This is a genomic window from Providencia alcalifaciens (assembly GCF_020271745.1).
Lineage (GTDB): Bacteria > Pseudomonadota > Gammaproteobacteria > Enterobacterales > Enterobacteriaceae > Providencia > Providencia alcalifaciens_B.
The window spans coordinates 3,923,946-3,944,301 of record NZ_CP084296.1 but is presented as its reverse complement, the minus strand read 5'-3'; the positions used below and the strand labels follow the sequence as shown (position 1 = coordinate 3,944,301).

The window sequence follows — 20,356 nt, the reverse complement described above, 5'->3', positions numbered from 1 at the left end:
TTTAACGCCTGCTAAAGCGGGCCTTTGGGAAGCATGCTGACTATGGCTACGATATATGTAGACGGCAAAGAATATGACGTAAACGGGTCTGAAAACCTGTTACAAGCCTGCTTATCGTTGGGGCTAGATATTCCTTATTTTTGCTGGCATCCGGCGCTGGGAAGCGTTGGCGCTTGCCGCCAGTGTGCGGTGAAGCAGTATCAAAACGCAGATGACACTCGTGGTCGCCTCGTGATGTCTTGTATGACACCGGCAACGGAAGGCACTTACATCTCAATCGATGATGAAGAAGCCAAACAATTCCGTGAAAGTGTTGTTGAATGGCTGATGACCAACCACCCCCACGACTGCCCAGTCTGTGAGGAAGGCGGTAACTGTCACTTACAAGATATGACGGTGATGACCGGTCATACCATGCGTAAGTATCGTTTTACAAAACGCACTCACGTAAACCAAGATCTCGGTCCATTCATTAGTCATGAAATGAACCGTTGTATCGCGTGTTACCGTTGCGTTCGTTACTACAAAGATTATGCCGATGGCACCGACTTAGGTGTGTATGGCGCGCATAACTATGTCTACTTTGGTCGTACTGAAGACGGCACACTGGAAAGTGAATTTTCTGGTAACCTCGTCGAAGTGTGCCCAACAGGGGTATTCACCGACAAAACGCACTCAGAACGCTATAACCGTAAATGGGATATGCAATTTGCACCGGGTATCTGCCAACAGTGCAGCATCGGTTGTAACACCAGCCCTGGTGAGCGTTATGGTGAACTGCGCCGTATTGAAAACCGCTATAACGGTTCTGTAAACCACTACTTCCTGTGTGACCGTGGTCGCTTTGGTTATGGTTATGTGAACCGCAAAGACCGTCCTCGCCAAGCGCTGTTAACCAAAGATGGCGTACAGCAGGTGGTTTCGGCGATTGAAGCAATGCAAAGCGGTGCACAGATCATCAATCAAGCGAAGAAAGTGATTGGTATCGGTTCTCCACGTGCGAGCGTTGAAAGCAACTATGCACTGCGTGCTTTAGTGGGCGCGGAAAACTTCTACTCCGGTATTTCTAAGGATGAACAACGTCGCTTAGCGCTGATGCAAAACATCCTGCAAAACGGCGGTGTTTACACCCCAACATTGCGTGAAATTGAAGGCTATGATGCGGTGTTAGTTCTGGGTGAAGATTTGACTCAGACGGGCGCACGTATGGCACTGTCTGTTCGCCAAGCGGTGAAAGGTAAAGCCCGTGAAATGGCAGCAGCACAGAAAGTGGCTGACTGGCAAATCGCAGCGATTCAAAACATTGGTCAACACGCCAAGTATCCACTGTTTATCACTAACGTGGATGACACGCGTTTAGATGATGTTGCAGCGTACAATTACCGTGCGCCAGTGGCAGATCAAGCGCGTTTCGGTTTCGCGATTGCTAACCTGATCAACGGTGACGCACCGGCAGTGAATGATTTACCGGCTGATGTGAAAGCGAAAGTAGAAACCGTGGCTCAAGCTTTAGCGGGTGCGAAAAAACCACTGATTATCAGCGGTAGTCATAGTGCTAGCGATGCGATGATCGAAGCCGCAGCTAACGTGGCATTTGCGCTGAAAGCGAAGGGTGCAAACGTTGGTCTGTCTTATGTAGCATCTCATGCCAACAGCTTTGGTCTTGCGATGATGAACGCCTTGCCATTAGAAAATGCGTTCTCACGCATTGAAGCTAACGAAGCGGATGTGGCTATCGTGATGGAAAATGACCTTTACCGTCATAGCACCGTGGATGCCGTCAATAGCGCATTAGCGAAATTGAAGCACCTGATCGTGGCAGACCACCAGCACACGGACATCATGGATAAAGCGACATTAGTCCTGCCAGCGGCAAGTTTTGCTGAAGCAGACGGTACGCTTATCAACCAAGAAGGTCGTGCTCAACGTTTCTTCCAAGTCTTTGACCCAACCTACTACGATAACAGCATCGTGATGAACGAAAGCTGGCGCTGGATGCATTCACTGCAAACTGAAGCGCAGCAACGTGATGCAGATTGGTCGCAATTAGACCACGTTATTGAAGAGTGTGTGGCTGCACTGCCACAATTTGCGGGTATTAGAGATACAGCACCGAAAGCCTCTTTCCGTATTCGTGGACAAAAACTGGCGCGTGAACCGCATCGTTACAGCGGTCGTACGGCAATGCTGGCGGACAAATCGGTTCATGAACCGCGTCAACCGCAAGATATCGATTCACCATTTGCGTTCTCAATGGAAGGGAATAACCAACCGAAAGCACCACGTCAGCAAATTCCATTTGCATGGGCGCCGGGCTGGAACTCACCACAAGCATGGAACAAATTCCAAGCCGAGGTGGGCGGACACTTACTGTTTGGTGATCCGGGGGTGCGTTTATTCAATTCGAAAGAAAGCAAATTGGCGTACTTTACTGAGGTTCCTGCGGCTTACCAAGGCGGTGAAGCACAGTGGGTTGTGGCACCTTACTATCATCTGTTTGGTAGTGATGAAACGTCACAACGTTCTGATGTGATCCAGCAGCGTATGCCTGAGCCTTATATCATGTTGAATGCGCAAGATGCGGCGGCGCTGGGTCTGAATGCAGGCGTGAACGCTGAGTTTAGTCATGCAGGTCAAACCTTTAATCTGCCAGTGCGCATTAGTCAGCACCTTGCTGTAGGTCAAATCGGTTTACCTCTGGGGATGCCGGGAATTGCTCCTGTGATGGCGGGCGTGTCAGTGAATAATCTGCGGAGGGGCGCATGATGGATTGGATTTCTCCTGCGGTGATGGAAGTCCTGATTTCCATCCTTAAATCCGTTGTTATCTTGCTGGTTGTTGTGACCTGTGGGGCATACATGAGTCTCGGCGAACGCCGTATTCTCGGTCTATTCCAAAACCGTTACGGTCCTAACCGTGTGGGTCCATTTGGAATGGGACAACTGATTGCCGACATGTTCAAAATGCTGTTTAAAGAGGACTGGATCCCAGAGTTCGCGGACAAGAAAATCTTTACGCTTGCGCCGGTTATCGCATTTTGTTCTCTGTTCTTAGCGTTTGCTATTGTGCCAGTCAGCCCGACTTGGCACGTTGCTGACTTGAACATCGGGATCTTATTCTTCCTGATGATGGCGGGTCTCGCGGTGTACGCGGTACTGTTCGCCGGTTGGTCAAGTAACAACAAATACTCCTTATTAGGTGCGATGCGTGCATCGGCTCAAACGGTGAGTTATGAAGTGTTCTTAGGCTTGTCACTGATGGGTGTGGTCGCGCAAGCGGGCTCATTCAACTTAATCGACATCGTGAATTCCCAAGAAGGTATGTGGAACGTGATCCCACAATTCTTTGGTTTTATCACGTTTGCGATTGCGGGTGTCGCGGTCTGTCACCGTCACCCATTTGACCAGCCAGAAGCGGAACAAGAGATTGCCGACGGTTACCATGTGGAATATTCCGGTATGAAATTCGGTCTGTTCTTCGTGGGTGAATATATCGGTATCGTGACTGTGTCCGCGCTGATTGTGACGCTGTTCTTTGGTGGTTGGCATGGTCCGTTCCTGCCTGCTTTCCTGTGGTTTGCGATTAAAACAGCCTTCTTCATGATGATGTTTATCTTGATCCGTGCTTCATTACCGCGCCCACGTTATGACCAAGTAATGTCCTTCGGCTGGAAAATTTGTCTGCCACTGACACTGCTTAACCTGCTGGGTACCGCAGCAGTGATTTTATACAACGCTCAGTAAGGGGTGATTGAACCATGACATTAAAAGAGTTATTGGTCGGTTTCGCCACCCAAGTACGCAGTATTTGGATGGTGGGTCTACACGCGTTCGATAAACGGGAAACGCAAATGTACCCAGAAGAGCCGGTTTATCTGCCACCCCGTTACCGTGGACGCATCGTGCTAACGCGCGATCCTGACGGTGAAGAGCGTTGTGTTGCGTGTAACTTATGTGCGGTTGCTTGCCCAGTGGGATGTATCTCACTGCAAAAAGCGGAGCACGAAGATGGACGCTGGTATCCCGAATTTTTCCGCGTGAACTTCTCTCGCTGCATTTTCTGTGGTCTGTGTGAAGAGGCTTGCCCAACCACGGCAATCCAATTGACGCCAGACTTCGAAATGGCAGATTGGCGTCGTCAGGATCTGGTTTATGAGAAAAACGACCTGTTAATTTCAGGGCCGGGTAAATATCCTGATTATAACTTTTACCGTAAATCAGGTATGGCGATCGCAGGTAAAGATAAAGGCGAAGCGGATAACGAAGCGAAACCTATCAACGTCAAAGACCTGTTGCCGTAAGGAGCGATATTCATGGAATTTACATTTTATATCGCCGGTCTAGTTGCTGTTCTAGCAACTTTGAGGGTGATTACTAATACCAATCCAGTGCATGCGCTACTGTATCTGGTGGTTTCTCTGTTGGCACTGTCAATGGTGTTCTTCTCGCTCGGTGCATATTTTGCCGGAGCATTAGAGATTATCGTTTACGCTGGCGCCATTATGGTTCTGTTTGTTTTCGTGGTGATGATGTTGAACTTAGGTCGCTCAGTACAAGAACAAGAGCGCGCTTGGTTAACACCGAAAACGTGGATTGGTCCCGCAGTGCTATCTGCCGTTTTACTGGGTATTTTAGTGTATGGGATCACCAGTCTTTCTCACCAAGAAAAAACGGAAGGTGTGATTATCACAGCGAAAGAAGTGGGTATCAGCTTGTTTGGTCCTTACGTCTTAGCCGTTGAGCTAGCATCATTATTATTACTCGCGGGTCTGGTTGTTGCCTTCCACGTGGGTCGTGACCGTTCAGAAAACAGCGCTGATCTTGTCAGCAACAGCCGTAATGCGGGGGAGAAACAATGATACCTCTTCAACATGGTCTGATTTTAGCGGCAATTATCTTTGTAATGGGACTGAGTTGTCTTGTTATTCGCCGCAACCTGCTTTTCATGCTGATCGGACTGGAAATCATGGTGAACGCAACGGCATTAGCCTTTGTGGTCGCGGGCAGTTTTTGGGGGCAACCAGATGGTCAGATTATGTATATTCTGGCAATCACTCTGGCGGCAGCGGAGGCGAGTATTGGATTGGCGTTGTTACTGCAACTCCATCGTCATCGTCAAAACCTGAACATTGATAAAGTCAGTGAGATGCGCGAATGAACTTACTCTATTTAACGATTCTGTTCCCGCTGTTAGGGTCTGTGCTTCTCGCATTTTCCCGCGGTCGTTGGTCAGAAAATGTATCCGCGATTATCGGTGCAGGCTCAGTGGGTCTGGCCGCTCTAGTTGCATTTTATGCAGGCTCTGAGTTTTTAACTCATGAAGCTGGGTATGTTTATCCACAAATGTTATGGACTTGGATGTCTGTGGGTAATTTTACTATCCCATTTAGCCTATCTCTTGATGGTCTTTCTCTGACCATGTTAGGTGTGGTAACGGGTGTGGGCTTCCTTATTCATGTGTATGCCTCTTGGTATATGCGCGGCGAGGAAGGTTACTCACGTTTCTTCACTTACACTAACCTGTTTATCGCGAGCATGGTGGTATTAGTGCTGGCCGATAACATGATGCTAATGTATCTCGGTTGGGAAGGGGTAGGGCTGTGCAGTTATCTGTTAATTGGTTTCTATTATACCAACCCAGATAACGGTAAAGCGGCAATGAAAGCCTTCTTCGTGACCCGTATTGGTGACGTGTTCTTGGCTATCGGCATGTTTATCCTGTACAACGAATTGGGCACCTTAAACTTCAGCGAAATGGCACAACGTGCGACTCAGTTGTCTCCGGAAGGCTTATCGATGCTGAACTGGGCAACGCTGATGTTATTAGGTGGTGCGGTCGGTAAATCAGCTCAGCTACCATTACAAACATGGTTAGCCGATGCGATGGCGGGTCCAACGCCAGTTTCCGCACTGATCCACGCCGCAACCATGGTGACTGCGGGTGTGTACTTAATTGCACGTACTCATGGATTATTCCTGTTAACACCAGACATTCTGCATTTAGTGGGTGTTGTGGGTGCGGTAACATTGCTGTTTGCAGGTTTCGCAGCACTGGTTCAAACGGATATCAAACGTGTTCTTGCTTACTCGACCATGAGCCAGATTGGTTACATGTTCTTGGCTCTGGGCGTACAAGCATGGGATGCGGCAATTTTCCACTTAATGACGCACGCCTTCTTCAAAGCGTTACTGTTCCTGTCCGCAGGTTCGGTGATCATCGCGTGTCATCACGAGCAAAACATCTTCAAAATGGGTGGCCTGCGTAAGCAAATTCCATTCGTTTATATTGTGATGTTAATCGGTGGTAGTGCATTGGCCGCGTTGCCTCTGTTTACTTCTGGTTTCTACAGTAAAGATGCCATCTTGTGGGGCGCGAAAGTGGATGGGCAAACTGTGCTGTTATGGGCGGGTATCATCGGTGCATTAATGACCGCAATTTACACCTTCCGTATGATTTTCATCGTCTTCCACGGTGAAGCAAAAATCAAAGCGCATAAAGTTAAAGGCATCACTCACACTGTACCACTGGCTATTTTGGCAATCCTCGCGACCTTTGTGGGGGCGATGATCCATCAGCCATTAGAGGGCGTATTCCCTGCAAAACCAATGGAAGCTGAAGACGGTAAACTGTTTATCGAAGCTATCTCGGGTGGTTTTGCTATCGCAGGTCTGTTGATTGCAACGTTCCTCTATCTGTTTAGACGTTCTATCGTTGATGCGATTGCGAAAACAGCAATTGGTCGTTTCTTCTCTACGTGGTGGTACCACGCATGGGGCTTCGACTGGTTGTATGATGTAATTTTTGTAAAACCTTTCAAAGGGATTGCATGGTTACTCGAAAGCGATCCGATTAACTCACTGATGAATATCCCTGCACATCTTTCACGTTGGGCAAACAAAGGGCTAGCAGTGAGTGAAAACGGTCAGATCCGTTGGTATGTTGCCTCTCTGGGGCTGGGTGCAGTGCTGATTCTTGCTCTGCTGCTTTTGGTTTAATTAAGGGACACATTGCGCCATGCAATTATATTGGCTAATACTTATTCCCTTTATCGGTGCCCTGCTAAGCTGGCAGGCTGACCGATTCAGTCACCGTGCACCTCGTTGGGTTGCGCTGGGGACAATGGGAATCACGCTTATCCTTGCGGTACTATTTTGGGCGCAAGGGAATTATTCGCTGGTTAACCCGCAAGGTATTCCAGAGTGGCAAAGCACATACTCAACGGAATGGATCCCTGCGCTAGGTATCAATTTCTCGTTAGCGGTTGATGGATTATCGCTGTTGATGGTGGTGTTAACCGCCATCATGGGCGCGTTTTCTATCCTCAGTTCGTGGAGCGAACAGCAAGAGAACCAAGGTGCTTATCACTTTAACCTGCTATGGATTATTGCAGGTGTGATGGGGATTTTCACCGCGGTTGACCTGTTCTTATTCTTCTTCTTCTGGGAGATGATGTTGATCCCGATGTACTTCCTGATTGCGAACTGGGGGCACAAAGGGTCAGGTAACCGTCAGCATGTTAAGGCTGCGACCAAATTCTTTATCTATACGCAAGTCAGCGGTTTGATCATGCTGGTGGCGATTATCGGCTTGGTTATCCTTCACTGGATTGCGTTCAATGAGCTGACATTCGACTATAACGCGTTACTGGGTACGGAAAGTGCGTTGTCAGGTACGGCGAGCTTCTTGCTGATGCTGGGCTTCTTTATTGCTTTCGCAGTAAAAATGCCATTAGTGCCATTCCATGGGTGGATGGCAGATACCCAAGAACAATCGCCAACGGCGGGTTCTGTGGATATCTCCGGTATCATGTTGAAAACAGCCGCATACGGCTTATTACGTTTTGTACTGCCACTGTTCCCTGAGGCTTCACTGCAATTTACACCAGTGGCAATGACGCTGGGTGTGATCAGTATCTTCTACGGTGCATGGTTAGCATTCAAACAGACGGATATTAAACGTTTAGCGGCGTACAGTAGCTTATCCCACATGGGCTTTGTGACTGTGGCTATCTACGCAGCATCGACACTGGCCTATCAAGGTGCTGTGGTGCAAATGATCACCAACGGTCTGTCGGGTGCGGCACTGATTATTATCAGTGGTCAGCTGTACGAACGTACTCAGACCCGTGATATGCGTATGATGGGTGGATTATGGAAACGCATCAAATGGTTACCGGGTTTATCCCTGTTCTTTGCCGCAGCAACCTTAGGTATGCCGGGCACAGGTAACTTTATCGGCGAATTCATGATCTTCTTCGGTAGCTTCAGCCAATTCACATTAGTGACCTGCATTATGGTGTTTGGTGTGGTGTTTGCCTCTATCTATGCACTATGGATGATGCAGCAGACTTACTACGGAACGCCGAAATCAGAAACTGAATTGAAAGGGCTAACGGCTCGTGAGTTTGGTGTTTTACTGGTTCTGGCGGCTTTATTGGTTATCATTGGTTTCTACCCACAACCTATCTTAGATACGTCTGCGGGCTCGATGGAAACACTGCATAACCTGTATTCTGCTTCACTTTCAACACAAGGGTAGTAATTCGCCATGACAATAACACCTTTAGAATTGTTAGCAATGCTGCCGTTGATCCTCGCTGGATTAACCGCAGTGATTGTGATGCTGTCAATTGCGTGGCGGCGAGATCATTTAACCAGCGCCGCAATCACGGTGGTTGGTTTTCTCCTGACATTTGTTTCACTGATTTGGGTTAACGGCTATGCCATCCCTACACCAGTGGGTGAGGAAGCATTACTGCCAAGAGCAGTGACTTCATTGCTGCTAGTGGATGGTTTTGCACTGTTCTACTCAGGACTGGTTCTGATCGCAGGCATGGGTACCGCTATTTTTGCTTATCATTGGCTAGAAGGCTTTAATGATAACAAAGAAGAGTTTTACCTCTTATTGAGCATTGCGGTCACGGGTGGCGTTCTGCTGGGAATGTCGAACCATATGGCGTCGATGTTCATCGGTATTGAATTGATCTCTATTCCACTATTTGGTCTGGTTGCTTATACCTTTGAACGTAGCCGTACTTTGGAAGCGGGTATCAAGTATATGGTGTTATCCGCAGCAGCATCTTCATTCCTGCTGTTCGGTATCGCTTTACTATACGCAGAGTCAGGCAGCTTAAGTTTCAGCGTAGTGGGCCAAAGCTTAGCGCATAGCAGCATTCACGCACCTCTGATTTTAGTTGGTTTAGGCATGATGATTGTAGGCTTCGGCTTTAAATTATCATTGTTCCCATTCCAATTATGGACGCCAGATGTTTATCAAGGTGCGCCTGCACCCGTTGCTGCTTTCTTAGCAACTGGCAGTAAAATCGCTATTTTTGCTGTGTTGGTTCGTATTTTCTTAGAAGCACCGATTACCCATGTTGATGGCATCGCGCAAACAGATACGTTATTAGCGGTTGTTGGTGTGATTGCGGTTGCGTCAATCTTGTTTGGTAACTTACTGGCATTGACTCAGAAGAGCGCTAAGCGTCTGCTTGGTTACTCATCTATTGCCCACATGGGTTACTTACTGGTCACGTTAGTGGCAATGCGTGTTGATGCGCAATTGGCACAAGTTACCATTGCTATCTACCTGGTGAGCTACTTGTTAGCGAGCTTGGGGGCGTTTGGTGTGGTTAGCGTGATTTCAAGCCCATACCGTGGTGATGACCAAGATGACTTCAGTGCATTCCGTGGCTTATTCTGGCACAAGCCTGTATTGGCGATGGTGATGACGGTCATGATGTTATCTCTAGCGGGTATTCCAATTACGCTTGGGTTCATCGGTAAGTTCTATGCCATCCTTTCGGCCGTTTATGCACAATTGTGGTGGCTAACAGGGGCTGTGGTGGTAGGTAGTGCACTTGGATTATTCTACTACTTGCGCTTTATGGCGAGCTTATATAGCCGTGATGCAGAGCATGCAGACCGTTATACTGGCCCAGAAAAAATGACGTTGGGAACTGTGTTTGCAGCGCTGTGTGCGATAGCCGTCATCGTGTTTGGTCTGTGGCCACAACCGATTATTGATATTGCAACATCAACATTGCCAGCAGTTAGCTAAGTTCGGTAAATAACGGGTTTTCAGTAAACAACTTGGTTTTAGTCAACAATTAGTTTTCTGGAAATAAGTCAGTTCCGATAAAAAGCCCCGCTACTTAACAGTAACGGGGCTTTTTTTAATCTGGCAATTGTCGTTGATATTGATACTCAATATCGTTGAGATAGGTCATTAGCATTTGACTAACGGTTTTAATTTGATTGAAATTCAAACACTCCTCGGAGACTTTCTCACTCATAAAACCACACCAAGATTCCCAATAAGACTTTAAAGCGCTAGCTTGAGTAATAATGGTCTGTTTGTGGGTTTCTATTTGATTGATATCATTGGCATAGCTCATGAGCTGCGAGAGTCGAAATATATTATTGTCTATCGTATTTATTTCTTCTCGCGCCTCAATAATTTGGTCACTAATATAGATTCTCACATCAACAAGTTGACTAAATTCGAGCCCATCATCCACCATCGTTAATAAATTACGAATATAACTAATAGCCGATTTCAGAATGTCTTTTTTATTAGGTTGAATATCAATAGAGTCGATAAGCTCTTTCCCTTGAAAATATCGATCAAAGAAATCTGTAATTTTATGTTTTAATATAATATCTTCCGCAGCGAGGATCACTGAGAGATTGTTATTTAATTCATTAACCTTGGATTGCTTACTGTTTTTAGAGTTCACGAGAAACTCTTTTTGTTTAGTATATTGTGAATGTTTCAGTTTGTTAGGCTCATTTAAATGGAAAACTAATAATGACTCTAGTGTATAGCGTGTTTTTGAAATAAGCTTTTCAAGTTCAAATTTGACATCTATTAAATCATCAATAAAACCTGTAGTCGCAATTTTACGGCGAATATCTGATGGATTATTATCATTACTTTCATATGAGAGTAATGCATAATCATCATTTCTAATAATATAATTTAATTTAATTTTTAGAATGGGAACGGAGTTTCTAATCAGTTCATTGAGCCTTTCAATCTTAATCGCAATTTTTTGAATTCGACCATAGATGATATAATCATAATTAAGAATGTTTTTATTAAAAGAGCTAATGCTATTTGAAATGCACCTTAATTGGTAGATATCAATGGAAGGTAACATAGGTAAGTCGAGGTTATCATGCATATTAACGCCTTTTATTGTGAGTTTTTTTCATTGATTTGTAGCTCATCAAATAGCCTAATCAAATGAACTGAATAATCTTGAATAGAAATCCAAGATGTGATGATACGTTTGAATTGCGTGATAAACCGGATCAGTTTTTCTGCATTGTTTATCCTTGCAAATATATCAATAGATTGTTTAATCTCTGTGAGGATCACGAGCCACATATAATCTAAGTGGTCAATAGCGAGACGAGCATCTTTAAATAAACCTTCAATTTTTTGTAAATTAATTTGAATGTCAAAGATAGTTTTCTGTAGTAGCTGTTCTTGATGTAATTTATGGTTTATTTCTTCGATTTCTCTAATTAATTTATTTTTTCTATCACGGATGTTTTCTGCTTTTACACCAAAAATACTACCTGTAATCACTAAGCCAATAATGCCTCCCGTAAGCCCTGTAAAGGAAAGCTTAACAAAGTGGCTATATTCCTGCTCTAATTGGTGTAGTTCGTTTTTCTTAAAGGCGATAAGCTCTTTCAAGAATGATTCGTTATTGCTGAGATCCTCGTTAGATTCTAATTGTTGATATAGTCCTTTTGTTGTGAAGAGTAATGAATCTACATGGGTATAGTCTGAAAGATATCCACCAGTAATATGAGCACGAAAATCTGAGACTGTGTTTTTAATTTGAATAGTTTTAATCGATTGCTGTTTTATATCTCCTTTAATTAAATGCAAAATACTTAAAAGTTCAGTAGCAATTTGTTGGTCGTCATTTTGGTAGGTGATCTGATTTAAATCACTTTCAGATAAATCTTCTAAGCTGTCTGAGATTTTTTGAATAATCGGCATGTGATTAATATATTCAAGAATTTGATCGCCAGTTTGTATGATGTTGCGACTGGTTAAAGACAAATCGATGGATTGCTCTTTGACTTTAATTTCAACATTATCCCAGGTGTTGGCGTGTTTACGAATACTCAGGATAGTCTCAGTTAATTCATTAGCAGGCAGTAATGAATCATTATCGTCATTAATACCAAACCATTTTAAAATATCAATTTCTTTGATGGGAAGGGTTAAAGCAAACTGGACGTGTCGGTGAATATTAATTAAATCTTCAAGGGTGAATATACCTGCTGATCTTGCGGATAAGGAGTCTTGATTGGTTAATAATGCTAATGTTGCATCCCCAATATTTTCCTTTTCAATAATTCTGTCATAGTTAAACTGAGTATTCATTCTGGATTTCCAATTAATTAAATGAAGATGGAATGATAAAGTTAGAGAGCTAATTATCTTATTACTTTGATGATTAATGTATCGATCTATGTTTCGTCTTTAATAGTTATAAGGTTCTAATGATGATGAAGTTTTAGTTACTGTGAAATTTTTATCGTTATAAGTTTTTAATAGTCATAAACAAGAGGCTTATCACGTTCAAATTTATAACCCATAACCTACTCGAAACGCAGGGCTTACGTTGATATTAAAAAATGAAAATCAGCGCTAAAAAATAACTCATTGGTTGTAGTTTTAAATATTTATTTATTACATGAATTACCATCCTAAAACTTAGATATAGAACCGTCACTGAGTTCTTAAAGTGAATATTATGATTTTTAAATGATAAGAAATTAATTTTAATTAGAGTTAAACATCTAGAATTAACTAAAGAATAAAAATAGTTTATAAGGTGAATTATTAATATTTTATATTCAATTCGCAACCTAATAGCCAGTTTATGCAAAGTAAGAAGGGTTAAGGTTTTATTTAACAGCTTGATATGACATGATTTTGAAATTGTGCACATGTCATAAACTTATCATTTTTGGTTTTTATCTGACGGTTTTTTAAACATCTTGTGCTATTAATAATGAATGTATTAATAAATTACATTGCGATATATAATAATTATAAGTAAATCGATGTCGTTGTGATGGTGTAGTGGGAATCTAAAGTGACAAAAACAAAAATTGATAAATTATTAGCTGAAATTCTGACCCATTTGTCTACATTAGTACTCAATCCTAACGAATATACCCGCTTAGCGTGGAAGATGGACGCAAAAGAGGCGTTTCCGGGATTAGCGTGGTTATCGTCCCAAGATAACTACCCTCAGTTCTATTGGTATCATCGTAATGGTTCAGAAGAATGCAGTGCTTTAGGCACAGTAAAATCATTTAATACGATCACAGATGCTGAGCAATTTATCTCCGAGCATACTGACATTCCCGATATGCGGTTATGGGGGCTCAATGGGTGGAATGGGGTGGGTGAAGGTATCAGTGAAACCCTTAAGCGAGAATCCACATTCTATTTTCTACCTCGATTAGAAATCTTCCGCTTGCGCTCAACGGTGACTGTTGCTCTAAACATTGATGGTGCGCAGGATCTCCAAGCTGCTATTGCATTTATACAGCAGCTAAATTCGGCATCGAAAGGTGTATCACCATTATCAACTCAAATCATTGGGCAGCAGCATATTCCCGATCATGATGAGTGGTGTGTGTTACTCACTGGAGCAATTCAAGATATGCGCGAAGGCAAAATGGAAAAGGTGGTGATGGCACGAGAAACCAAATTGTTGCTATCCCAACCCATAACGGTGGCAGAGTTTCTATCCGATAGCCAAAAAGTGAATCACCATTGCTATCATTTTATGATGGCGTTTAGTGCGCATTCTGGTTTTATGTCTTCGACACCCGAGCGTCTTTACTTGCGCCAAGGAACGCAACTTAACTCTGAGGCATTAGCTGGCACGGTTGCTAACCATATTGATGATGAGATAGCGGCTGAAAATGCTAAATGGTTGATGGAAGATAGTAAAAACCAGCATGAAAATTTAGTGGTGGTTGATGATATTTGTCAGCAATTACAAGGTGCAGTAACCGGTATTGATGTTTCACCTGCGAAGGTAATCCGCCTGAGAAAAATCCAACACTTATATCGCTCCATTTCAGCGACGCTATTAGCGCCTTCAGACAGCGATTGTTTGCAGCGTTTACAACCGACGGCAGCGGTATGTGGTTTACCCCGTCGCGTTGCCCGTGAATTCCTTGCCGAGCACGAGCCATTTTCTCGTGGCTGGTACGCCGGAACAGGCGGTTTTATCAGTTTAAATCGCAGTGAATTTGCGGTTTCGTTGCGTTGTGCTCAAATTAATGGTGCCCAAATCTCACTCTATTCAGGCGCAGGGATTGTGAGTGGTTCAGATCCCGAACAAGAGTGGGAAGAAATTGAAAACAAAGCGGCAGGGCTAAAATCTTTACTTAAAGCACAATGAAAAAAATAGCCTAAAACCCTATAGCTAAAATGGTTATTTCTTTTTTATTTTCAATTAGTTCATGAAAAATTGTTTTGAGATCAAGAAATTTTTCTCAATCCTATTACACTCAGCATCATGAATAATTTACCGAGCACATTATGTCGAATTCAGCATTTAATCTCCGTTGGGCTGAGGTAATTATTGAGGCGTTAGCCCGTCACGGAATGAAAAATATCTGTATTGCTCCCGGCTCTCGCTCCACGCCGTTAACGTTAGCCGCAGTGAATAACACAAAACTTCATTGCCATACGCACTTTGATGAGCGTGGATTAGGCCATCTTGCTCTTGGACTTGCGAAAGCGAGTGGCGAGCCTGTTGGCGTGATTGTCACCTCCGGTACGGCGGTAGCTAACCTTTATCCCTCATTGATAGAAGCCGGATTAACCGGGGAAAAAGTCATTTTTCTCACGGCAGACAGACCGCCAGAATTAATTGACTGTGGTGCCAATCAGGCTATCCGCCAAACCCATATTTTTGCTAGCCATCCGTTCGAAAGTTTAATGCTGCCAAGGCCGACACGGGATATTTCAGCGAAATGGTTGGTTTCTGCGCTAGATAACGGGATGAATCAGCTACGTCATGGGGCATTTCATGTGAACTGTCCTTTTGCTGAACCACTCTATGGTGAAACTGAAGGGGAAACCGAGTGGCAAGCCAGTTTAGGTGATTGGTGGCAATCGTCTCACCCCTGGCTAAGCGAACCTCCGACTCATACTGTTGCATTAGTGGCTGATTGGTATTTCTGGCGCCAGAAAAAAGGGGTGGTGATTGCTGGTCGTATGAGCAGCAGTGATGGAGAGCTTGTTGCAAAATGGGCGGCACAACTGGGTTGGCCAGTTATCGGTGATGTGCTCTCTCAGACTGGGCAGCCTTATCCATGTGCTGATTTATGGTTACAACACCCGAACGCTAAAGCCTGGTTAGATGAAGCAGAATTAGTGGTTCAGTTTGGCTCAAGCTTAACGGGAAAACGCGCATTACAGTGGCAAAGCCAATGCCATCCTCAAGAGTATTGGATAATTGATACTATCCCAGGGCGCTTAGATCCTGCCAACCATCAAGGTCGTAAGCTAACTTGCAGCGTAAAAGGGTGGATAGAGCAACATCCGGCTCAACCGCGCGGTGCATGGAGTGAAGGCTTAACGGATTTGACAAGCCGCACGTTGCAACATGTTCAAGCCCAGCTACAAGGTCAATTTTCTGAAGCGGCGGTGGCACATCAACTCCCTGAGCTTCTTCCACCTCGCGGACAACTTTTCGTGGGGAATAGCTTAATTGTGCGTTTAATTGATGCTCTAGCACAATTGCCAGCGGGTTATCCGGTATTTAGTAACCGTGGTGCCAGTGGTATTGATGGTTTGATCTCGACGATGGCAGGCGTACAAAGAGCGACGGCGAAGCCGACACTGGGTATCGTCGGGGATATCTCTGCCCTGTATGACTTAAACAGTTTGGCATTGTTACGTGAACCTTCTGCTCCTAGCATATTGATTATTGTGAACAATAATGGCGGACAAATTTTCTCAATGCTGCCTACCTCCCCGGAAGCTCGCCAAAACTATTATTGCATGCCTCAAAATGTGAGCTTTGCGGGTGCAGCGATGATGTTTGGCTTGCAATATTGTTCCCCGACAGACTGGTCGAGCTTAAAAGAGACGGTGCAAGAATTTTGGCACAATCAAAACAAGCAACATAATCAAAACAAGCAACATAATCAAAGCAATCAACACGGCACACTGCTGATTGAGTTAGTGGTTGATGGGGATGAAGGTGCACGAACACTAAAACAATTGCTGCAAGACGTGGAAAGTTTACCGTGCTAGCTGCGCACTATTATCCGAGTCAAGAACAACCCGCCAACGGCGAAAAAACACCGTGGTTAGTTTTTCTTCATGGTTTATTAGGTAGTCACGATGATTGGTCATCGATTGTTGAGGCTTGCCCCAATTATCCACGTTTAGTGGTCGATTTGCCGGGTCATGGTGATTCACACCGTATTGGTTGCCAAGGCTTTGTGGATTTTGATAAGCAACTGACCCAGTTGTTGGCGCATTACTCTGCTTCGCAATATGTGTTGATTGGCTATTCGCTCGGCGCCCGCTTAGCGATGCACTTTGCCTGCTTTAGCACTCATCAAGGGCTACAAGGTTTGGTGATTGAAGGGGGCAACGTTGGTTTACAGAGTGAACAAGAACGTATTGCGCGAGCCGATAACGACCATCGCTGGGCAGAACGTTTTCGACATCAGCCTATCGAACAGGTTTTGAGTGACTGGTACCAACAAGCAGTTTTTGCTGACCTTACTCTTGATCAACGTGAAAAATTGGTGGCATTACGTTGTCAAAATAACCCATTGGCCATTGCTGATATGTTGGAAAACACGTCATTGTCCAAACAGCCGTTTTTAGTTGAGTCATTAAAGCAATTGTCGGTCCCTTACTGCTATTTTTGCGGCGAGAAAGACCAAAAATTTCGAGGCGTTTCGCAACAATACGCATTGCCGTTTACGCTAATTGAGAATGCAGGGCATAATGCGCATCGGGAAAATCCCCAACATTATGTGATTGCACTTCACCATTTTTTATCACACTGTGGTTAAAGGAACTTGATAATGATTTATCCAAGCGAAGAAAAATTGTACGCACCGATTGAGTGGCAAGATTGCTCAGCAGGTTTTGACGATATTCGATATCACAAATCCCCAGAAGGGATTGCTAAAATTACCATTAACCGCCCTGAAGTGCGCAATGCATTCCGTCCTCAAACCGTGAAAGAGATGATCCAAGCATTGTCTGACGCGCGTTATGATGACCATATCGGGACTATCATCCTAACAGGTGAAGGTGAAAAAGCCTTCTGTGCAGGTGGTGACCAGAAAATCCGTGGTGACTACGGCGGTTACCGTGATGAAAGCGGTACTCACCATCTGAACGTATTGGATTTCCAACGCCAAATTCGTACTTGTCCAAAACCTGTCGTGGCAATGGTTGCCGGTTTCTCTATCGGTGGCGGTCACGTTTTACATATGATGTGTGACTTAACCATCGCAGCCGATAACGCGATTTTCGGCCAAACTGGTCCTAAAGTTGGCTCGTTTGATGGCGGTTGGGGCGCATCTTATATGGCGCGCATCGTTGGTCAAAAGAAAGCCCGTGAAATTTGGTTCCTGTGCCGTCAGTATAATGCGCAAGAAGCATTAGATATGGGTCTGGTAAATACCGTTGTACCGTATGCTGATTTAGAAAAAGAAACGGTGCGCTGGTGCCGTGAAATGCTGGAAAACAGCCCAATGGCATTACGTTGCTTGAAAGCGGCTCTGAATGCTGACTGTGATGGCCAAGCGGGTCTGCAAGAGTTAGCGGGTAACGCAACGATGTTGTTCTATATGACAGATGAAGGTCAAGAAGGGCGTAACGCATTCAACGAAAAACGTGCGCCAGATTTCTCTAAATATAAGCGTAATCCATAATGAGAAAAGCCAAACTTTACTCGTTCAGCCTGCCGATGGAGGCAGGCGTTATCCTTCGCTATCAACGATTGAAAACCCGTGATGGGCTTTTAGTCTGTTTACAAGATGGGGATAGCGAAGGCTGGGGGGAGATTTCACCTCTGCCGGAATTTAGCCGTGAAACCTTGGAAGAAGCAACCGCAGACACCATCGCATGGCTAAATGAATGGGTGAATGAAGGCACAATGACGCCAAGCCATTTACCTTCAGTTGCCTTTGGCTGTAGCTGTGCATTAGCAGAGCTAACTGGTGAGCTTCCACAACAAGCGGATTATCGTAAAGCACCATTATGCAGCGGTGACCCTGATGATCTGATCCTGAGCCTTGATGCAATGGAAGGGGAAAAAGTCGCCAAAGTGAAAGTGGGGCTCTACGAAGCTGTGCGTGATGGCATGGTGGCAAACTTATTATTGGAAGCGGTGCCTGAGCTAAAATTGCGTTTGGATGCTAACCGCAGCTGGACTCGTGCAAAAGCAGATGGTTTCGCTAAATATGTGAACCCAGATTACCGTGCGCGCATTGCGTTCCTTGAAGAGCCTTGCAAAACCCGTGAAGAATCATTGCAATTTTCTGCGGATACTGGCATCGCTATCGCATGGGATGAAAGTGTGCGTGAAGAAGGCTTCAAAGTAGAAGCACAACCAGGTGTGGCAGCTATTATCATTAAGCCGACCTTAACGGGCAGTTTGAGTTATTGCCGTAGCTTGGTGGAACAAGCTCATCAGTTAGGGATGCAGGCAGTGATCAGCTCATCCATCGAGAGTAGCTTTGGCTTAACCCAATTGGCGCGGGTCGCAAATTGGTTAACACCGAACACTATTCCAGGTTTAGATACGGTTTCGCTGATCCAATCTCAGTTAGTTAGACCTTGGCCACAATGCCAAATTCCTGTTCAACAGTTAGATGAACTGACGGTTGTATGGCAGAGTTAACATTATCGTCTATCCGCTTTACCGACTGGCCTTGGCAGCATTGGGCCAGTCTTCAACCAAATAACATTGCACTTTTTAATGATACTGACGCGGTGACGTGGGCGGTGTTAAATCAGCAAATTGCGGATTTAGTCACTTACTTCACGATGCAAGGTGTCAGCAAAGGGCAATGTGTTGCGTTACGCGGTAAAAACTCCAAGGAACTGTTACTGAGCCAGCTGGCGCTTATTGCATGTGGGGTGAGGGTGCTTCCTCTCAATCCTCGTCTTCCTGAACGCTTGTTGACTGAGTTGCTTCCTCATCTTGATATCAGCTCAGTGATGGATTTTACTGATGAATCTGATGCATTGTCTGGTTACCGCCATTTAGACTATCCGTTTTATTATCATTTTACTGAGCATGATGATTTCCCGCCAGTTAGCTTTCAAAAAGCTTATAACCAGCCCGCCACGCTGATATTAACCTCTGGTTCAACAGGGTTACCAAAAGCGGCAGTACACAGTGTTTCAGCCCATCTGAACAGTGCGGCTGGCGTACTGGATGCCATGAATTATCAGCAAGATGATTGCTGGTTACTTTCGTTGCCACTATTTCACGTTTCAGGGCAAGGGATTGTATGGCGTTGGTTACTGAGCGGTGCAAAACTCGCTATTCGTTCTACACCATTACCAGAGGCATTACAGGGGGTCACCCATGCATCATTAGTGCCGACTCAGCTATGGCGGTTATTAAATGACGAGATGCCATTCAATATTGCGTTGAAAGAGGTGTTGTTGGGGGGCGCGATGATCCCAACCAGTTTAACGGAGCTAGCCGAGCAGCGCGGTATTGTATGTTGGAGTGGTTATGGGATGACAGAAATGGCGTCAACCGTGTGCGCCAAACGTACAGATGGTAAGAAAGGTGTAGGGCTTGCGTTAATGGGGAAACAAGTACGGCTGGTGGATGATGAAATTCAAATTCAGTCGGACAGTCAATCCTTAGGGTATTGGTTTGATGGTGAATTACATCCTTTAAATTTAGTGGATGGATGGTTTAAAACGAATGATAAAGGTGCCTTTATTGATGGTGAATATCAGGTTTTAGGCCGTTTAGATAATTTATTTATCAGTGGTGGGGAGTGTGTGCAGCCGGAAGATATTGAAGCGGTGATCAATGCTCATTCTAATGTGCACCAAAGCTTTATTGTTCCTGTTGATGATGTGCAATTTGGACAGCGTCCGGTGGCAGTGATTGACGCTGATGAATCAATCGACTTGAACATACTGGCGGATTGGCTAAAAGATAAACTTGCCCCATATCAATTCCCAATGGCGTTTTATCGTTTAGTTCCTGAATTGAAAGCTGGGGGGATTAAAGTTTCTCGCCAGCAGGTGAAGCAGTGGGTGTTAACACAAAGATAGTGACGAATTAAGCGTGGAA

General features: G+C 44.8%; 16 protein-coding genes. 14 read left to right on the top strand and 2 right to left on the bottom strand.

The window, feature by feature from the left end:
* Nucleotides 1-33 precede the first annotated feature (33 nt).
* From nuoG to nuoN, 8 genes are read left to right on the top strand one after another with little or no spacing between them, the layout of a single operon-like run.
* Nucleotides 34-2,766, top strand: a complete 2,733-nt coding sequence (nuoG, locus tag LDO51_RS18290; protein ID WP_225575696.1) for an NADH-quinone oxidoreductase subunit NuoG — start codon at nt 34-36, stop codon at nt 2,764-2,766.
* Nucleotides 2,766-3,743 (top strand): NADH-quinone oxidoreductase subunit NuoH, encoded by a 978-nt coding sequence (nuoH, locus tag LDO51_RS18285; RefSeq protein ID WP_036952747.1) that lies wholly within the window; start codon nt 2,766-2,768, stop codon nt 3,741-3,743. The genes nuoG and nuoH overlap by 1 nt, the downstream gene beginning before the upstream one ends.
* A gap of 14 nt (nt 3,744-3,757) precedes the next feature.
* Nucleotides 3,758-4,300 carry an NADH-quinone oxidoreductase subunit NuoI gene (gene nuoI / locus LDO51_RS18280; RefSeq protein ID WP_004259834.1) on the top strand — a complete coding sequence of 181 codons (543 nt, stop codon included), beginning with the start codon at nt 3,758-3,760 and terminating at the stop codon, nt 4,298-4,300.
* A 12-nt stretch (nt 4,301-4,312) separates the two neighbouring features.
* On the top strand, nt 4,313-4,858 hold the full coding sequence (nuoJ, locus tag LDO51_RS18275; protein WP_036952750.1) for an NADH-quinone oxidoreductase subunit J: 546 nt from the start codon (nt 4,313-4,315) through the stop codon (nt 4,856-4,858).
* Nucleotides 4,855-5,157 (top strand): NADH-quinone oxidoreductase subunit NuoK, encoded by a 303-nt coding sequence (gene nuoK / locus LDO51_RS18270; RefSeq protein WP_006660292.1) that lies wholly within the window; start codon nt 4,855-4,857, stop codon nt 5,155-5,157. The genes nuoJ and nuoK overlap by 4 nt, the downstream gene beginning before the upstream one ends.
* Nucleotides 5,154-6,995: an NADH-quinone oxidoreductase subunit L gene (nuoL, locus tag LDO51_RS18265; protein ID WP_224057947.1), complete on the top strand. Its 1,842-nt coding sequence runs from the start codon at nt 5,154-5,156 to the stop codon at nt 6,993-6,995. The genes nuoK and nuoL overlap by 4 nt, the downstream gene beginning before the upstream one ends.
* A gap of 19 nt (nt 6,996-7,014) precedes the next feature.
* Complete coding sequence (gene nuoM / locus LDO51_RS18260; RefSeq protein ID WP_225575695.1) at nt 7,015-8,538, top strand: NADH-quinone oxidoreductase subunit M; 1,524 nt, start codon at nt 7,015-7,017, stop codon at nt 8,536-8,538.
* 9 nt (nt 8,539-8,547) lie between these two features.
* Nucleotides 8,548-10,059 (top strand): NADH-quinone oxidoreductase subunit NuoN, encoded by a 1,512-nt coding sequence (nuoN, locus tag LDO51_RS18255; protein WP_225575694.1) that lies wholly within the window; start codon nt 8,548-8,550, stop codon nt 10,057-10,059.
* Between the two features lie 115 nt (nt 10,060-10,174).
* Here the strand turns inward: nuoN and LDO51_RS18250 are convergent, their stop codons facing one another.
* Together LDO51_RS18250 and LDO51_RS18245 are read right to left on the bottom strand one after the other, a co-directional pair.
* Nucleotides 10,175-11,185: an alpha-xenorhabdolysin family binary toxin subunit B gene (locus LDO51_RS18250; protein ID WP_225575693.1), complete on the bottom strand. Its 1,011-nt coding sequence runs from the start codon at nt 11,183-11,185 to the stop codon at nt 10,175-10,177.
* An 11-nt stretch (nt 11,186-11,196) separates the two neighbouring features.
* Complete coding sequence (locus LDO51_RS18245; protein WP_225575692.1) at nt 11,197-12,408, bottom strand: alpha-xenorhabdolysin family binary toxin subunit A; 1,212 nt, start codon at nt 12,406-12,408, stop codon at nt 11,197-11,199.
* Between the two features lie 718 nt (nt 12,409-13,126).
* On the opposite strand from LDO51_RS18245, the gene LDO51_RS18240 reads away from it, so the two are divergent.
* The 6 genes from LDO51_RS18240 to menE all read left to right on the top strand — a co-directional run bounded on the left by LDO51_RS18240 (nt 13,127) and on the right by menE (nt 20,337).
* Nucleotides 13,127-14,452, top strand: coding sequence for an isochorismate synthase (locus LDO51_RS18240; protein WP_225575691.1), 1,326 nt, complete (start codon nt 13,127-13,129; stop codon nt 14,450-14,452).
* A 140-nt stretch (nt 14,453-14,592) separates the two neighbouring features.
* Nucleotides 14,593-16,317 (top strand): 2-succinyl-5-enolpyruvyl-6-hydroxy-3-cyclohexene-1-carboxylic-acid synthase, encoded by a 1,725-nt coding sequence (gene menD / locus LDO51_RS18235; protein WP_225575690.1) that lies wholly within the window; start codon nt 14,593-14,595, stop codon nt 16,315-16,317.
* Nucleotides 16,311-17,093: a 2-succinyl-6-hydroxy-2,4-cyclohexadiene-1-carboxylate synthase gene (menH, locus tag LDO51_RS18230; RefSeq protein ID WP_225575689.1), complete on the top strand. Its 783-nt coding sequence runs from the start codon at nt 16,311-16,313 to the stop codon at nt 17,091-17,093. Before menD ends, menH begins: the two co-directional genes overlap by 7 nt.
* A gap of 12 nt (nt 17,094-17,105) precedes the next feature.
* Nucleotides 17,106-17,963, top strand: a complete 858-nt coding sequence (gene menB, locus LDO51_RS18225; protein WP_036952775.1) for a 1,4-dihydroxy-2-naphthoyl-CoA synthase — start codon at nt 17,106-17,108, stop codon at nt 17,961-17,963.
* Nucleotides 17,963-18,934 (top strand): o-succinylbenzoate synthase, encoded by a 972-nt coding sequence (menC, locus tag LDO51_RS18220; protein ID WP_225575688.1) that lies wholly within the window; start codon nt 17,963-17,965, stop codon nt 18,932-18,934. Before menB ends, menC begins: the two co-directional genes overlap by 1 nt.
* Complete coding sequence (menE, locus tag LDO51_RS18215; RefSeq protein ID WP_225575687.1) at nt 18,922-20,337, top strand: o-succinylbenzoate--CoA ligase; 1,416 nt, start codon at nt 18,922-18,924, stop codon at nt 20,335-20,337. The genes menC and menE overlap by 13 nt, the downstream gene beginning before the upstream one ends.
* The last annotated feature ends 19 nt before the right edge of the window (nt 20,338-20,356 follow it).

Excerpts from the sequence above, each read along its gene's own strand:
- nuoG (WP_225575696.1), top strand. The coding sequence starts at position 34 with ATGCTGACTATGGCTACGATATATGTAGACGGCAAAGAATATGACGTA.
- nuoH (WP_036952747.1), top strand. The coding sequence starts at position 2,766 with ATGGATTGGATTTCTCCTGCGGTGATGGAAGTCCTGATTTCCATCCTT.
- nuoI (WP_004259834.1), top strand. The coding sequence starts at position 3,758 with ATGACATTAAAAGAGTTATTGGTCGGTTTCGCCACCCAAGTACGCAGT.
- nuoJ (WP_036952750.1), top strand. The coding sequence starts at position 4,313 with ATGGAATTTACATTTTATATCGCCGGTCTAGTTGCTGTTCTAGCAACT.
- nuoK (WP_006660292.1), top strand. The coding sequence starts at position 4,855 with ATGATACCTCTTCAACATGGTCTGATTTTAGCGGCAATTATCTTTGTA.
- nuoL (WP_224057947.1), top strand. The coding sequence starts at position 5,154 with ATGAACTTACTCTATTTAACGATTCTGTTCCCGCTGTTAGGGTCTGTG.
- nuoM (WP_225575695.1), top strand. The coding sequence starts at position 7,015 with ATGCAATTATATTGGCTAATACTTATTCCCTTTATCGGTGCCCTGCTA.
- nuoN (WP_225575694.1), top strand. The coding sequence starts at position 8,548 with ATGACAATAACACCTTTAGAATTGTTAGCAATGCTGCCGTTGATCCTC.
- LDO51_RS18250 (WP_225575693.1), bottom strand. The coding sequence starts at position 11,185 with ATGCATGATAACCTCGACTTACCTATGTTACCTTCCATTGATATCTAC.
- LDO51_RS18245 (WP_225575692.1), bottom strand. The coding sequence starts at position 12,408 with ATGAATACTCAGTTTAACTATGACAGAATTATTGAAAAGGAAAATATT.
- menD (WP_225575690.1), top strand. The coding sequence starts at position 14,593 with ATGTCGAATTCAGCATTTAATCTCCGTTGGGCTGAGGTAATTATTGAG.
- menB (WP_036952775.1), top strand. The coding sequence starts at position 17,106 with ATGATTTATCCAAGCGAAGAAAAATTGTACGCACCGATTGAGTGGCAA.
- menC (WP_225575688.1), top strand. The coding sequence starts at position 17,963 with ATGAGAAAAGCCAAACTTTACTCGTTCAGCCTGCCGATGGAGGCAGGC.
- menE (WP_225575687.1), top strand. The coding sequence starts at position 18,922 with ATGGCAGAGTTAACATTATCGTCTATCCGCTTTACCGACTGGCCTTGG.